Origin of the sequence: Azorhizobium sp. AG788 (genome assembly GCF_943371865.1) — a bacterium.
In the GTDB taxonomy this organism is placed as follows: Bacteria; Pseudomonadota; Alphaproteobacteria; order Rhizobiales; family Xanthobacteraceae; genus Azorhizobium.
The window spans coordinates 19,495-34,592 of record NZ_CALRWL010000046.1 but is presented as its reverse complement, the minus strand read 5'-3'; the positions used below and the strand labels follow the sequence as shown (position 1 = coordinate 34,592).

General features: G+C 67.7%; 14 protein-coding genes. 11 read left to right on the top strand and 3 right to left on the bottom strand.

Translation table 11 applies throughout. The features are described 5' to 3' along the window. Nucleotides 1-7: 7 nt before the first annotated feature. The 11 genes from AAG816_RS21380 to AAG816_RS21330 all read left to right on the top strand — a co-directional run bounded on the left by AAG816_RS21380 (nucleotide 8) and on the right by AAG816_RS21330 (nucleotide 13,387). Complete coding sequence (locus AAG816_RS21380) at nucleotides 8-1,054, top strand: cell envelope biogenesis protein TolA (protein WP_341991711.1); 1,047 nt, start codon at nucleotides 8-10, stop codon at nucleotides 1,052-1,054. A 17-nt stretch (nucleotides 1,055-1,071) separates the two neighbouring features. Further along, entirely contained in the window at nucleotides 1,072-2,406 is a 1,335-nt protein-coding gene (tolB, locus tag AAG816_RS21375; RefSeq protein WP_341991732.1) for a Tol-Pal system beta propeller repeat protein TolB, read from the top strand. A gap of 541 nt (nucleotides 2,407-2,947) precedes the next feature. Further along, nucleotides 2,948-3,445: a peptidoglycan-associated lipoprotein Pal gene (gene pal / locus AAG816_RS21370; protein ID WP_341991710.1), complete on the top strand. Its 498-nt coding sequence runs from the start codon at nucleotides 2,948-2,950 to the stop codon at nucleotides 3,443-3,445. Nucleotides 3,446-3,636: 191 nt separating this feature from the next. Then, nucleotides 3,637-4,536, top strand: a complete 900-nt coding sequence (ybgF, locus tag AAG816_RS21365) for a tol-pal system protein YbgF (protein ID WP_341991709.1) — start codon at nucleotides 3,637-3,639, stop codon at nucleotides 4,534-4,536. Then, on the top strand, nucleotides 4,523-5,620 hold the full coding sequence (gene tilS, locus AAG816_RS21360) for a tRNA lysidine(34) synthetase TilS (protein WP_341991708.1): 1,098 nt from the start codon (nucleotides 4,523-4,525) through the stop codon (nucleotides 5,618-5,620). Before ybgF ends, tilS begins: the two co-directional genes overlap by 14 nt. 99 nt (nucleotides 5,621-5,719) lie before the next feature. Then, nucleotides 5,720-7,645 (top strand): ATP-dependent zinc metalloprotease FtsH, encoded by a 1,926-nt coding sequence (gene ftsH, locus AAG816_RS21355; RefSeq protein ID WP_341991707.1) that lies wholly within the window; start codon nucleotides 5,720-5,722, stop codon nucleotides 7,643-7,645. A gap of 272 nt (nucleotides 7,646-7,917) precedes the next feature. After that, nucleotides 7,918-9,456 (top strand): lipid II flippase MurJ, encoded by a 1,539-nt coding sequence (locus AAG816_RS21350; protein WP_341991706.1) that lies wholly within the window; start codon nucleotides 7,918-7,920, stop codon nucleotides 9,454-9,456. Between the two features lie 30 nt (nucleotides 9,457-9,486). After that, a complete protein-coding gene (locus AAG816_RS21345; RefSeq protein ID WP_341991705.1) occupies nucleotides 9,487-10,356 on the top strand; it encodes an alpha/beta hydrolase in 870 nt (289 codons plus the stop codon). A gap of 143 nt (nucleotides 10,357-10,499) precedes the next feature. Beyond that, complete coding sequence (gene trpS / locus AAG816_RS21340) at nucleotides 10,500-11,537, top strand: tryptophan--tRNA ligase (RefSeq protein WP_341991704.1); 1,038 nt, start codon at nucleotides 10,500-10,502, stop codon at nucleotides 11,535-11,537. A 76-nt stretch (nucleotides 11,538-11,613) separates the two neighbouring features. Continuing rightward, a complete protein-coding gene (gene ubiG / locus AAG816_RS21335) occupies nucleotides 11,614-12,354 on the top strand; it encodes a bifunctional 2-polyprenyl-6-hydroxyphenol methylase/3-demethylubiquinol 3-O-methyltransferase UbiG (RefSeq protein WP_341991703.1) in 741 nt (246 codons plus the stop codon). 100 nt (nucleotides 12,355-12,454) lie between these two features. Continuing rightward, entirely contained in the window at nucleotides 12,455-13,387 is a 933-nt protein-coding gene (locus tag AAG816_RS21330) for an alpha/beta hydrolase (protein WP_341991702.1), read from the top strand. 10 nt (nucleotides 13,388-13,397) lie between these two features. Here the strand turns inward: AAG816_RS21330 and AAG816_RS21325 are convergent, their stop codons facing one another. The 3 genes from AAG816_RS21325 to AAG816_RS21315 all read right to left on the bottom strand — a co-directional run bounded on the left by AAG816_RS21325 (nucleotide 13,398) and on the right by AAG816_RS21315 (nucleotide 15,058). Continuing rightward, entirely contained in the window at nucleotides 13,398-13,859 is a 462-nt protein-coding gene (locus AAG816_RS21325) for a DUF1178 family protein (protein WP_341991701.1), read from the bottom strand. Between the two features lie 103 nt (nucleotides 13,860-13,962). Beyond that, the gene (grxC, locus tag AAG816_RS21320) at nucleotides 13,963-14,220 is read right to left on the bottom strand and encodes a glutaredoxin 3 (RefSeq protein ID WP_341991700.1); all 258 of its coding nucleotides are present in this window, start codon (nucleotides 14,218-14,220) and stop codon (nucleotides 13,963-13,965) included. A 58-nt stretch (nucleotides 14,221-14,278) separates the two neighbouring features. Further along, entirely contained in the window at nucleotides 14,279-15,058 is a 780-nt protein-coding gene (locus AAG816_RS21315) for a ComF family protein (protein ID WP_341991699.1), read from the bottom strand. Nucleotides 15,059-15,098: the final 40 nt, after the last annotated feature.

Below are 15,098 nucleotides of genomic sequence, written 5' to 3'. Positions count from 1 at the left end.
GATCAGGATGCGCGCCGGGCTAACCGCATCGACCCTCGTCCATGGGGGCGTCATCGTCCTGGCCTTGGTGTCCTTCGCGGCGCCGAGCCCCTTTGACGCGCCTCCCCCTGAGTCGATCAATGTGGACGTGATCTCGGCCTCCGAACTGTCGCAGATGACCAAGGGCAATGAAAAAGGCAAGAAGACCGAGACCAAGAAACTGGTCGCGGAAAAGGTCGATGCGCCCAAGCCCGTGAACGATCCCAACCTCAAAGTGTCGGAAAAGGCAGAAGTGGAGCCGGCCACCCAGCCGCCGCCACCGCCTCCCCCGCCGCCGCCCACCCCCACGCCGAAGCCGGAAGACGCCAAGCCGACGCCGCCGACGCCGAAGGTGGAAGATCCCAAGCCTGCACCGACCCCGCCCAAAGCCGAGCGCCCGCCCGAGCCCAAGGTGGAGCCGAAGGCCGACGAGGCGCTCAAAGCCGATCCCAAGAAGGAAGACCAGAAGCAGGAGGCGAAGGTGACCCCGCCGCCGCCCCCGCCGCTGCCGCCCAAGAAGCCGGCGCCGCCGCCGCTGGATCCGCCCAAGACCACGGCCGACGCCAAGCCGGACCAGAAACTCGACTATGACAAGATCGCAGCGCTGCTGGACAAGCGGACGCCGCAGCGCAACGCTGCCGCGGACCAGGCCGTCTCGCAGACCGCCTCGCTGGGCGCGCCCCGCGGGGAGGCGCAAACCCTGAGCCAGAGCGAGATCGACGCGCTGCGCGCCCGCATCCAATCCTGCTGGAGCCCTCCGGCCGGCGCGTCCGAGGCCAGCGACCTGCGCGCGGCCGTGAGCGTGTCGTTCAAGCCGGACGGTTCCCTGGCGGTCCAGCCGCTGCTGGCGGGCGTGACGCCCGCCTCCTCGCCCTACGGCCCCGCCTTCGCCGACAGCGCTTTGCGAGCCATCATCCGATGCGCGCCCTACAGCTTCCTTCCGGCCAACAAATACAATGTCTGGAAGGACATCGAGCTGGGCTTCAGCCTGAGAGACATGCTCGGCCGCTCGGATCAAACGAGAAGAACCCAATGATCGATCTTTCCCGCGAGATGTCTGAGTGTTCTCCCGGCCGCGACGGGATCTCGCGGCGCGCCGTGATGATCGGGGGCGGCGCCTTGGCCGGGGCCTCGCTGCTGGCGGGTCCCGCCAGTGCCGCGCTCAAGCTGGAAATCACCTCCGGCACGCCGCAGCCGATCCCCATCGCCATCACCGACTTCCTCGGTGAAGGCGACCAGGGGCGGGCGGTCAGCGGCGTCATCGCCGCAGATCTGAAGCGCTCCGGCCTGTTCGCGCCCATCGATCCCAAGGCGTTCGTGGAGAACATCACCAATCCGGATGTGGCGCCGCGGTTCCAGGACTGGCGGGTGATCAACGCCCAGGGTCTCGTCACCGGCCGCGTCACGCGCCAGAGCGACGGGCGCCTGAAGGCGGAGTTCCGCCTGTGGGACGTGTTCGCCGGCCAGCAGCTCATGGGCCAGCAATATTTCACCCAGCCGGAGAACTGGCGGCGGGTGGCGCATATCATCGCCGATGCGATCTATGAGCGGCTCACCGGCGAGAAGGGCTATTTCGATACCCGCATCGTGTTCGTGGATGAGAGCGGCACCAAGGACAAGCGGGTGAAGCGCCTGGCCATCATGGACCAGGACGGCGCCAATGTGACCTACCTGACCCGCGGCGACGCGCTGGTGCTCACGCCGCGCTTCTCCCCGACCAGCCAGGAAATCACTTACATGTCCTATGGGCAGTCGGACCCGCGGGTCTATCTGCTCAACATCGAGACCGGTCAGCGGGAGATTGTCGGCAATTTCCCCGGCATGAGCTTCTCGCCCCGCTTCTCCCCCGACGGGCAGCGGGTGATCATGAGCCTGCAGCAGGGCAGCAATTCCAACATCTTCGTCATGGATCTGCGGTCCAAGACCACCACGCGCCTCACCGACGCCCCGGCCATCGACACCGCCCCATGCTATTCGCCGGACGGCCGGCAGATCTGCTTCGAGAGCGATCGCGGCGGCTCCTCGCAGATCTACATCATGAATGCGGACGGCTCCGGCGCGAAGCGGGTTTCGTTCGGCAATGCGCGCTATTCGACGCCGGTCTGGTCGCCCCGAGGCGACGTCATCGCCTTCACCCGGCAGTCCGAAGGCAAGTTCGCCATCGGCGTCATGAAGCCCGATGGCTCCGGGGAGCGGGTGCTGACCGAGGGCTATCATAACGAAGGGCCGACCTTCGCTCCCAACGGGCGGGTGATCATGTTCTTCCGCGATCCGCCAGGCGCCGCGGGGCCGAACCTCTTCACCATCGACGTTACCGGCTATAATGAGCAGCGGGTTCCCACCCCCAGCTATGCGTCGGACCCGGCTTGGTCGCCGTTGCGCTCCTGATCCTGCGCAATCGGTGTTGCATAAAAGTCGCGGCGGGCTGAAAGCGCCGCGACCTGCGCCTTGGGGTTCGGGCTGCATTTGCGGTTTTATCTATTCAGATCAGTGAGATAGTCCGGCTCGCCGCGCGCCGGCTTTCCCCCGGCGCAGAGTGCCGCCGCATTCCCACATCTTTGCCTTGATGACGCCATGGCCCCCGCCCACTGCTGGGGCGTCCCGAACGCAGCGTTGCTGTGTCGGGCCATCCGCGTCCTCCGGGCGCGTCGGCGTGCGAGGCGCGCGGCGGCTGCGGCCTTCAGGATTCGGAAACCATAAAACACAGTAGTGAGCGGGATGCGCAGCGCGATCCGGCTTGCAGGGAAGCCGCGAGGGCGGGCGGAACCTCCGCTTAACCAAGCGGCTGCTAGAGCACGAACCGATGAGCTTGCAACAAATGCTGCTCACTGAGTCGTTCTCTTCTTTCATGAGGGCGGGACGCTCACATCGCAGCGATGGGGTCCGGCTCTAGAAACATTGTCCGGGCTGAAGTTAAGGAGACACCGGAATGCTTGGTTTTGGTTTTGCGCGCGGCTTCCGGTTCGCCGCCCTGTTCGGCGTGGTTCTCGCTCTGGCGGCCTGCGCCAATACGCCCGATCCGAATGCCGCCGGTGGCGTCGGTGGCGCCGGCGGACCTCCCGGTTCGCCGCAGGAGTTCGTGGTGTCGATCGGTGACCGGGTGTTCTTCGACACCGACCAGACCGACGTGTCCCCGGAGGGCCGCGCGATCCTGGACCGTCAGGCGCAGTGGCTGCAGCAATATGCCCGCTATACCTTCACCATCGAAGGCCATGCGGACGAGCGCGGCACCCGCGAATACAACATCGCCCTCGGCGCCCGCCGGGCACAGAATGTGCGCGACTATCTGGTGTCGCGCGGCATCGATCCGGCGCGCATGCGCACCATCTCCTACGGCAAGGAGCGCCCGGTGGCGGTGTGTAACGACATCTCGTGCTGGTCGCAGAACCGCCGCGCGGTGACGGTGCTCAATCCCGCCGGCAGCTGATCGGCAGGCCCTTCGGGGCGTGTTATTAACGTACCTCTCGAGCCGGCGCCCAAAGGGCGCCGGTTCTTGCGTTTCAAGGGCTGCAACGGTGGTGTCGGGGTCACACTTTGGACGCGATCCCCCGCCTAAGGTGCCCCGCTTGCGAGGCCCTGACGATGTACTTGCCCGTTCGTTTGTTTAAGATTGGCGCCATGAAACGCCACACTGCTAAGATGTTGCTTCTGGCGGCCGCCTGCGCCGCGCTGCTGGCTGCCCCTGCCGCCGCGCAGCAGTCCGGCGGCTTGTTCGGCGACATCTTCAAGCCACCGGCGCCGGTGCAGAACGATGGCGTTGCCAACCAGCAGAGCGAACTGGTGCTGCGGATGGACCGCATGGAAAACCAGCTGCGCCAGCTGACCGGGCAGGTGGAGCAACTGCAGTATCGCAATCAGCAGCTGGAGCAGCAGCTCAACGCGCGCTCCGGCACGCAGGTCGGCGTGCCCATGGTGGCGCCCCGCCCGACGGTTGTGCCGCCTGCCGCGCCAGCGACGGGGCGGCGATCCGATGCATTCGACCCCAATGAGGATCCCACGGCCCCCGGCGCGCCGCAGCCGCTGGGGTCGCCCAACAGCGCCGCCGTCGCGCCCCCGCGACCCGTGGGCGCCCCGCTTGATATCAATGCGGCGGCCCAGCGACCGGGCGCGCAGCCCGTGGCCGTGCCGCCTTCGGCAGGGCCCAAGGACATGTATGACCTCGGCCTCAATCAGGTGCAGCGGCAGGACTACGCCGGTGCCGAACAGACCTTGCGGCAGTTTCTCCAGACCTATCCCGGTGATCGCCTGACGGCAGATGCCACCTATATGCTGGGGGAGAGCTTCTATCAGCGGCAGACCTACAAGGACGCCGCTGAGCTGTTCCTGCAGGTCTCCACCAAATTCCCCAATTCAACCCGCGCGCCGGAAGCCTTGTTGCGTCTCGGCCAATCCCTTGCAGCGCTGAACGAGCGCGAGGCCGCGTGCGCCACCTTTGGCGAGGTGGACCGCAAGTTCCCCCGGGCGGCGTCCTCGGTCCGGCAGTCCGTCGAGCGCGAGCAGAAACGTGCCGGCTGCTGAGCGCGCCGGCCGGGAGCCGATCGATGCCCCCGAACTGGAGGGGTTGTTTTCCAGCTTCCTCAGCTATGACCGGATCCTGATCGGCGTCTCCGGCGGCCCCGACTCCACCGCCTTGCTGCTTCTGGCGCGCACATGGCGCTACGGATTGCTGGACGGGCCGGGTTTCCTGGTGGCGACCGTGGACCATGGCCTGCGCCCCGAGTCCGCCGCGGAGGCCGCCGCGGTGGGGGAGCTGTGCTATCGCCTGGGAATTCCCCACGTCATTCTGCCGTGGCGCGGTCCCAAACCGCGGAACGGTGTGCAGGAGGCGGCCCGCGACGAGCGCTTTGCCCTGCTGCGAGCCTTCGCGCGGGAGAACAGGGTCAGCGCCCTGGCGCTTGCCCATACCCTGGACGATCAGGCCGAGACCGTGCTGTTCCGCTTGTGCCGCGGCTCGGGCATCGGCGGGCTTGCCGCCATGCGTCCCATGACCCGGCGCAACGGCCTCACGGTGCTGCGTCCGTTCCTCGATGTGCCCAAGGCCCGTCTGGTGGCGACGCTGGAGGCCTCCGAGACGCCGTTCGTGCGTGATCCGAGCAATGCCGACCCGAAATTTGCCCGTCCGCGTCTGCGGGCCCTGGCGCCGGTTCTGGAGAACGAGGGGCTCGATGCGGAGCGCCTCGCCCTGCTGGCGCGCCGCGCCGCACGGGCGGATGCCGCACTGGAAGTGGCGGTCGACGCCGCTCAGGCCCGTGTGGGCCTCGGTCGCTGGGGCGAGGGTGCTGAGATCCGGCTGGATTGTGCGCCTTTTTTTGCCTTGCCCGAGGAAATCGGGCTGCGCCTGCTGGTGCGGGCGCTCACCGCCAAGGCCAGCGAGGGTGCCGTGGAATTGGGCAAGGCGGAGCGTCTGCATGGCGCCATCGTCTGTGCCCATGGGGAAGGGGCACGCCTGCGGCGAACCCTCGCAGGGGCTTTGGTCACCCTCAAGCAAGGCTATATCGGTATTGCTACAGCACCACCGAGGCAGGTTGGGGTGGAGGGCCTCGCAGTAAATTCAGAGGTTCTGCGTGCGCTCGTCCTTGGCAAGGAGGGGGGCGACCCCTAGATTACAGTCGGACGCAGCGGGACCATCGGCGCGAGGACGGGGCAGATTTGCCCATTTGACCTCCATCGACGACGTGACGCGGCGCCCCATGAGGGACCAATGAACGCCAACCTACGCAATTTCGCCCTTTGGGTTATCATCGTCCTGCTTCTGCTGGCCCTGTTCTCGCTCTTCCAGAGCCCGGGACAGCGCAGCAGCGCGAACGATATATCGTTCTCCCAGCTCCTGTCGGATGTCGACCAGGGCCGGGTGCGGGACGTCGTGATCGAGGGCCCCAATATCTCAGGGGCGTTCACCGACGGTCGCCAGTTCCAGACCTATGCGCCCAACGATCCGTCGCTGGTGCAGCGCCTGTATGGCAAGGGCGTGTCCATCACTGCCCGGGCGCCCTCGGATAATGTGCCGTGGTTCGTCAGCCTGCTGGTGTCCTGGCTGCCGTTCCTGGCTCTGATCGGCGTGTGGATCTTCCTGTCGCGCCAGATGCAGGGCGCCGGCGGCAAGGCCATGGGCTTCGGCAAGAGCCGCGCCAAGCTCCTCACTGAAGCGCATGGCCGCGTCACCTTCGAGGACGTGGCCGGCATTGACGAGGCCAAGAGCGACCTCACCGAGATCGTGGACTTCCTGCGCGATCCGCAGAAGTTCCAGCGCCTCGGCGGCCGCATCCCCCGCGGCGTGCTGCTGGTGGGCCCTCCCGGTACCGGTAAGACGTTGCTGGCCCGCGCCATTGCGGGTGAGGCCAACGTGCCGTTCTTCACCATCTCCGGCTCGGACTTCGTGGAAATGTTCGTGGGCGTCGGCGCCAGCCGCGTGCGCGACATGTTCGAGCAGGCGAAGAAGAATGCGCCTTGCATCATCTTCATCGACGAAATCGACGCCGTGGGTCGGCACCGTGGCGCCGGCCTCGGCGGCGGTAATGACGAGCGCGAGCAGACCCTCAACCAGTTGCTGGTGGAGATGGATGGCTTCGAGGCGAACGAGGGCATCATCCTCATCGCCGCCACCAACCGTCCCGACGTGCTCGATCCCGCCCTGCTGCGTCCCGGCCGCTTCGACCGTCAGGTGGTGGTGCCGAACCCGGACGTGGTGGGTCGCGAGCAGATCCTGAAGGTGCATGCCCGCAAGATCCCCATCGCCCCGGACGTGAACCTGAAGGTGATCGCCCGTGGCACCCCCGGCTTCTCCGGTGCGGATCTGGCCAATCTCTGCAACGAATCCGCGCTCATGGCGGCCCGGCGCAACAAGCGCATGGTCACCATGTCGGACTTCGAGGACGCCAAGGACAAGGTCATGATGGGGGCGGAACGCCGCTCGCTGGTCATGACCGAGGAAGAGAAGATGCTGACCGCCTATCACGAAGGCGGCCATGCCATCGTGGCGCTCTCGGTGCCGGCCACCGATCCGGTGCACAAGGCGACCATCATTCCCCGCGGTCGCGCGCTGGGCATGGTCATGCAGCTGCCCGAGCGGGACAAGCTGAGCATGTCTTACGAGCAGATGACCTCGCGCCTCGCCATCATGATGGGCGGGCGCGTGGCGGAAGAGCTGATCTTCGGCCATGACAAGGTCACCTCCGGCGCCGCATCCGACATCGAGCAGGCCACGCGCCTGGCCAAGATGATGGTGACGCGCTGGGGCTTCTCCGACGAACTGGGCCAGGTGGCCTATGGTGACAATCAGGACGAAGTGTTCCTGGGCATGTCCATGGGCCGCACCCAGAGCGTGTCGGAAGCCACCGCGCAGACCATCGACAAGGAAGTCCGCCGTCTGGTGGACGAGGGCTATATCGAGGCCAAGCGCATTCTCTCCGAGAAGCGCGAATCCCTGGAAGCCCTGGCCCGCGGCCTGCTGGAATATGAGACCCTGAGCGGCGACGAGATCGTGGATCTGCTCGACGGCAAGCCGCCGGTGCGCGACACGGTGATCGAGCCGGCCAATCCCCGTGGCCCCACGGTTCCCACCGCCGGCAAGAACCGCCCCCGTCCGGGCGACTCCGCCGGCAGCGTCGAGCCGCAGCCGCAGGCCTGAGACCAGGCGAGCGCTGATTGAGCGCCTTGCCCGAGGCGTCCTGACAGAGACAAAATGCCCGCCTCGGCGGGCATTTTGCTGTCCTGAGGTGTTCATCGCCGTGAGCGCGTGCGTCCGAGCCTGCGTTTGCGGGTCGCGTGGTGGCCAAGTGCGATCGTCTTGCACCGAGACGTTGCGAACAACACGCTGCGACAACAGCTCGTCCCCGAGGCGCCACATGGACAGGTGCCCCGCGCCTTGCCATAACCGCTCCTCCTCTCAGCGGATGGGCCATGCCTTCCCCTTCCCCTCTCGGGCGCGCGTCCATTGTCACGGCGGCGACGCTGGGCTCCCGCGTGCTGGGGTTCGCCCGCGATGCCGGCACCGCAGCTATCCTCGGCGCGGGGCCGTTGGCCGATGCCCTGATGGCCGCCCTTGCCTTGCCCTTGCTGGCCCGACGGCTGCTGGCCGAGGGCGCCTTCAACGCCGCCCTGATCCCGGCTCTCAGCCGCGCTGCCGCCCCCGGCGGCGAAGCCGGTGCGCGCCCCCGCGCGGTCGCCGGTGGAACGCTTCTCTTGCTCTGTGCCGCACTTGTTGCCCTCGCCGGAATCGGCGCCGTGTTCATGCCGGCGTTGATCACCCTCCTGGCGCCCGGCTTCGAAGTCGGCGGCGAACGCGCCGATCTGGCCGTGCAATGCGGGCGGATCGCGCTGCTCTATCTTCCCCTGGCGGGCGCGGCGGCGGTCTATGGCGGCATTGCCAATGCCGGCCATCGCGTCGCCTTGCCGGCGCTCGCCCCCATCCTGGCCAATCTGGTGGTGCTGGGGGCCATTGTTTGGCTGGTGCTGGAAGGCTGGATCGGCACCGCCCAGACGGCGCGGGCCATGGCCATCGCCACCGTGCTGGCGGGCGTCGCCCAATTGGCGCTGATGATGCTGGCCGCGCGCGGAAATCCCGCCTGGCCGTGCGTCACGACGCCGGACTGGTCGGCGGCGCGAGCGGTGCTGCGGGCCAGCGCCCCCGCGCTGTTGTTCGCGGGCCTGTCGCAACTGCGCCTGCTCATCGTCGCCGCTGTGGTGTCGAGCGATCCCGGCAGCGTGTCGGCGCTCAACTATGCCCAGCGGCTGGTGGATCTGCCGTTGGGCCTGGTGGGGGCCAGCGCCGGCGCGGTGCTGGTGCCGCTGCTGGCCGCGGGCGGGCGAACCGCAGGCCGGGAGGCCACCGGCGCGCTGCTGGCGGCTCTGGCCCTAGCACTTCCGGCGGCAGCGGGCTTGGCGCTATTGGCCGAACCCATCGTCAGCGTGCTGTACCAGCGCGGCGGCTTCACCGCTGCGGATGCCCACGCCACTGGCTGGCTGCTGACGGCGCTGGCCTTCAGCTTGCCCGCCCAGGGGGCGGAGCGGGTGCTCGCCGCCACCGCTTTGTCCCATGGCCTGACCCGGCCGGTGGAGAAGATCGCCCTGACGTCTCTGGCCAATTGCCTCGCTCTCGCCATCGGGCTCGGCCTCGGGCTCGGGCCGGTGGCAGCGGCCTGCGCCATCGCCGTCTCCGCTACGGTGAGTGCCGCAACCATGACCATGCTGCTGGCGGGGCATCGCCTGTTGTCATTCGATGCGGCCACGGGCCGACACCTGCGGACCCTGCTGGGGGGCACCGCTTTGATGGCGGTGGCGGTGGGGGGATTGGCCTGGCTCTGGCCCGGCTCCGCCGAGCCGACGCTGGCGGCGGCCGTGCGGCTGGCCGCGCTGGTGGGAGTGGGCCTTGTGGCCTATGGCGGCTGCGTGCTTGGGCTGCGGCGCCAATCCGGCGCGAAGCCACAGAACACAGCATGAGGCGCGATCGCTCGCGCCGACGGGGGACACATGAGCGAGCCGCATTTCTTCGCCTATCCCAGTGATGACGGGCTGGCCCTGTTCGGCCGCATGTGGGGGGAGCCGCAATCGACGCCGCCCGTGGTCCTGTTGCCAGGGCTCACCCGCAATTCGCGGGATTTCGACGCTTTAGCACAGGCGCTGGCCGATCACCCCACGCGCCCGCGCTGGGTGGTGGGGTTCGACTTTCGCGGCCGTGGCGGCTCGGCCTATGGCCCGGTGGCCAGCTACAATCCCCTGCAGGAGGCGCGCGACACGCTGCTGGGCCTGTCCCGCCTCGACATCACCCGCGCCGTGTTCCTGGGCACCTCCCGCGGCGGACTGGTCATGCTCATGCTGGCGCAGGCTTTGGCGCGGGCGGATCTGTTCGCGGGCGCCATCTTCAACGACATCGGCCCGGTGATCGAGACCGCAGGGCTGGCGCGCATTGCCGGCTATGTGGGGCGGCCGATTCCCGATACCTGGCCGGCATTGGTGGCAGAGCTGAAAGCGGCGCAGGGCTTCCTGTTTCCGGCACTCACCGGCGACCAGTGGGAGCGCTATGCCCGGCAGATCTACCGGGATGACGGCGGTCGTCCGCGCCTCGCCTATGACGCCGCGCTGGAGGAGGCCTTCAATGCGTTCGACCCCGCCAAGCCCCAGCCGGACCTGTGGCCGGCCTTCGATACGCTGGCGGATGTGCCGACAATGGTTATCCATGGCGGCCGCTCCGACATCCTGTCCGAGGGCACCGTGGCGCAGATGGCCGCGCACCACCCCGGACTTGCCATCCATACGGTGCCGGACCAGGGGCATGCCCCGCTGCTCTGGGATACCGCGTCGCAGCAGGCGATCCTGGATTTCCTGGCGCCGATCGCCTGAGGCGCGCGGCGCGTGGGCGCAGCACCCTTGCGCCGGGCGGCGGCGGCGTGGCATGACGCGGCCTCATCTTTCAAGCGGGCCCGGCGGGGCCGCTTCCCATCAAGGTTCGGCGGCGCGGCGGCGCCGCCTGTGAGGAGGTCGCCATGGCGGCGGTCGCGGAACGCGTGTTCTCCGGGGTTCAGCCCACGGGCAATCTGCATCTCGGCAACTATCTCGGGGCCATCAAGCGCTTCGTGGCCCTGCAGGACAGCCATGACTGCATCTATTGCGTGGTGGATCTGCATGCGATCACCGTGTGGCAGGATCCCGCAGAGCTGAAGCGCCACACCCGCGAGGTCACGGCCGCCTTCATCGCCTGCGGCATCGACCCCAAGGCGCATATCGTGTTCAATCAGAGCCAAGTGTCCGGCCACGCGGAACTGGCGTGGGTGTTCAACTGCGTTGCCCGGATGGGCTGGCTCAACCGCATGACCCAGTTCAAGGAGAAGGCCGGCAAGGACCGCGAGAACGTCTCGCTGGGCCTGTTCGCCTATCCCAGCCTGATGGCCGCCGACATCCTGCTCTATCGCGCCACTCACGTGCCGGTGGGCGAGGACCAGAAGCAGCACCTGGAACTGACCCGCGACATCGCCCAGAAGTTCAACGTGGATTTTGGCCCCTCCATCGCCGAACAGGGGCATGGTGAGGGCTATTTCCCACTGACCGAGCCGCTGATCGCCGGCCCGGCCACGCGGGTCATGAGCCTGCGCGACGGCTCCAAGAAGATGTCCAAGTCGGATGCCTCCGATCTCTCGCGCATCAATCTGACCGACGACGCCGACGCCATCGCCTCCAAGGTGCGCAAGGCCAAGACCGATCCCGAGCCGCTCCCCTCCGAGGAAGAGGGCCTGAAGGCCCGGCCCGAGGCGGACAATCTGGTGGGCATCTATGCGGCCCTGTCCGATAGCACCAAGCAGGCGGTGCTCGGCCAATATGGCGGCGGCCAGTTCTCCACCTTCAAGATGGCGCTGGTGGATCTCGCGGTGGCCAAGCTCGGCCCCATCGGCGGCGAGATGAAGCGGCTGATGGATGACGTCTCCGCCATCGATGCCATCCTCGGGGATGGCGCGGCGCGGGCGCGGGTGATTGCCGACCAGACCATCCGTGACGTGAAGGACATCGTCGGCATGGTGCGGAGCTGATCGCCGGCCCGCGCCTTCGCCTTGCTGCGGCCCCGGCGCGGGCGTAGAGCTTTTACTCCCCGCAGGAGACGCGCAGATGCAGGCGAACGCGACCATCGACCCGGCGGAAGTGGCCCGATTCGATGCTTTGGGTGCCCAGTGGTGGGATCCGAAGGGCAAGATGGCCCCGCTCCATGCCATCAATCCGGTGCGGCTCGGCTTCGTGCGCGACGTGCTGGTGCGACATTTCGGTCATGATGCGCGGTCCCTGCGGCCCCTGAAGGGCCTGCGCATCCTGGACATCGGCTGCGGCGGCGGCCTGCTCAGCGAGCCCCTGGCGCGCATGGGGGCGGAGGTGGTCGGCGTCGATCCCGCGCCCGGCAATATCGAGATCGCCCGCGCCCATGCGGCCGAGGCGGGGGTGAGCGTGGACTACCGCGCCTCCACCGCCGAGGAATTGGCCGATGCGGGCGAGCGCTTCGATGCCGTGCTGGCGCTGGAAGTCATCGAGCATGTGGCCGATGTGGGCCTGTTCGTGCGCCGGGCGTCCGAGATGGTGGATCCCGCCGGGCTGATGGTGTTCTCGACCCTCAACCGCACGCCCAAGAGCTTTGCCCTGGCCATTGTCGGGGCGGAATATGTGCTGCGCTGGCTGCCGCGCGGCACCCATCGCTGGGACAAGTTCATCACCCCGGACGAATTGGAAGCGGTCCTGGCCGCCACCGGATTCACCGTGCGCGAACTGGCCGGCATGGTGTTCGATCCGTTCCGCGGCGAGTGGCGGATGGCGGCGGATACGGACGTGAATTATTTCACCGTGGCGTGCCCGCCCACCTAGGTCGGCTTCTGTGCTGGCGCGCCCATGCCGGGGGGCGCGGACCACTGCGATTGACAGGCGACTCCAGTTATTTCACTCTTAAAATAACTGGAGTGTGATCATGGATCGTCGGCAGTTCACCATGTCTCTTGCGGGCCTGCTGGCCTTGCCCGGCCTTGCGCGCGCGGCCGATCCTGTCTTCCTCGGCTACACCCAGGAGATGCTGGATCAAGCCTATGACCAGCGCGAATGGGCCGCCAACGCCACCCAGGTCATTGCCCGCTACGCCACCGACAGTGCCGCCGTGCGCAAGCAGTTTCCGCCGCAGACTGAGCGCTATGGGCCGAGCGAGGCGGAAACCCTCGACATCTTTGCCCCGGAAGGCGCCAAGGGCCTGCCAGTCATGGTGTTCATCCATGGCGGCGCGTGGCGCGGCCTCCAGAAGGAAGATGCTGCTGCGCCGGCGCCGACCTTCATCCAGAACGGCTGCCTCTATGTGGCGCTGAATTTTGCCAATATTCCCGCGGCGACCCTGCCGGAGATGGCGGCGCAGTGCCGGCGGGCGTTGCTCTGGCTCCACGCCAATATCGCGCGCTTCGGTGGCGATCCGGGCAGGATCTTTGTGTCCGGCCATTCGTCTGGCGGTCACTTAAGCGCGGTCATGCTGACCACCGACTGGCGAGCGTTGGGCGGGCCGCAGGACCTGATTAAGGGCGGCGTCGTCATGAGCGGCATGTACGAGCTGTATCCCGTGCTGCTTTCGGCCAGGAGTTCCTATGTGAAGCTCACGCCGGCGGACGTGGTCGTCCTGAGCCCCATGCGGCAGTTGGCCAATCTCGCATGCCCGGTGATGGTGGTGAGCGGCGACAAGGAAAGCCCGGAGTTTCAGCGCCAGGCCACCGAATTCGCAACCGTGCTGGCGGGCATGGGAAAGCTCGCAAACCGCTTCACGCTGTTCGGCAAGAACCACTTCGAGGTGCCCGAAGTCCTGAATACGGGCGCGACCCCTGTCTCTCAGGCGGTTCTGGCCATGATGGCGGCCGGTCGTCGCTGACGGACGGTCTTCAGTTGCGCTCGTCGGGCAGGATCGGCAGGGGGAAGACGTCCACCTCGTCGTCCCGCAACGCCTTGATGTCTTCCGCCGTGGCCTCGCCATAGATGGAGCGATGCTCCAGATCGCCGTCATGCATCTGCCGGGCGAGGTCGGCGAACTCATCGCCCACATAGTCGGCAGTCTTGGTGACGTGCTCGCGCAGCTCCCGCAGCATGCGGCGGAAGGTCTGTTCCTCCTCGCTCATGAGTGCCACGGGGGTCGGCGTTGCATCGGCAGGCGCGGCGGCGGGAGCCGAGCGATCCCGGTCGGTGCGTGAGACCGCAGGCGCCATGATCGCCTTTTCCACCTCGACGGTGCCGCAGGTGGGGCAGGCCACCAGACCGCGCGCCTTCTGCGCCTCGAAACTCTCCGAAGACGGAAACCAGCTGTCGAAGGTGTGGCCATGGGCGCAGTTCAGCGCATAGCGGATCACGAGGGGCTCCCACCAGAGAGATGACCGGCCACGTCATCCGCCGCTTTCAGCGGACAACGGTGGCACCGGGACGGTATATCTTCCAGCCGTACAGGGACAGGCGTCAGGCCGCGATCAATTCGTCGAGACGACCGGCATCTTCCAGCGCATAAAGGTCGTCGCAGCCGCCCACATGATGGTCGCCGATGAAGATCTGCGGCACGCTGGTGCGACCGTCGGCGCGCTCGGACATGGCCTGCTGGCCGGCGGGATCGGTGGTGACGTCGATCTCCGTAAAGGTCCATCCCTTACGCCGCAGCAGCTCTTTGGCCGCGTGGCAATAGGGGCACCAACTCTTGGTGTAGATGACGATGGATTTCATGCGGGTCCTCGTCGCGACGCATTTTTTCGCGTCACGAAAGCGTCGCATGATAGGCAGGTCAGGCCGGATCCACAACCCGCGCGAAGGTAAGCACGTCTACCCCCTCTGCCCCCGCCCGGCGCAGGACGCGGGCGCAGGCATCCAGGGTGGCGCCGGTGGTGAGCACGTCATCCACCAGGAGAATGCGCCGGCCGGCGATGTCCCCGGCCTTCTGTGCCGGAACCGCAAACGCCCCAGCCACGTTGGCGCGCCGCTCGGCCCGGCTGAGGGAGACCTGCGAGGGGGTCGCCCGGGTGCGCACCAGGGCATCGGTCTGCACCGCGACCCCGCTGGCGCGGGAAATGGCGCGGGCCAGCATGGCCGCCTGGTTGAAGCGCCGCCGCCACAGGCGGAAGCGGTGCAGCGGCACCGGGACCAGCATGTCCGCCTCGGCCAGCAACTGGCCCCCGGCCCGCACCATCATCCGGGCCATGGGCACCGCCAGGTCCAGCCGGTCGCCATATTTCAGGCCGTGAACCAGCTCCTGGGAAATGTCCCCGAACACGGTGGCGGCGCGCGCCCGGTCATAGGCCGGCGGGTCGGCAACGGCGGCGGCAGACACGCGGCCTTCGCCGGCCTCAAACGGGAATGGGGTGCCGAGGCGCTCGCAGAACGGGCGTTCCACCAGCACGATGCGGCTCCAGCACCCGCCGCACAGCGTGCCCGGCGTGCTCACGATGGTGCGGCAGGCAATGCAGGTGGGGGGTAAGGCGAGGTCGAGCACCATGCGGCCGGCGGTCCGGGCGATGCGTCCGGCGCCGAGCGTCGTGTCTCTCAGTCGGTCCCGCGCAGCCCCCATGCGCCCCTCCCATCGGGGAGCATGGGCCAGCCTGAGGACC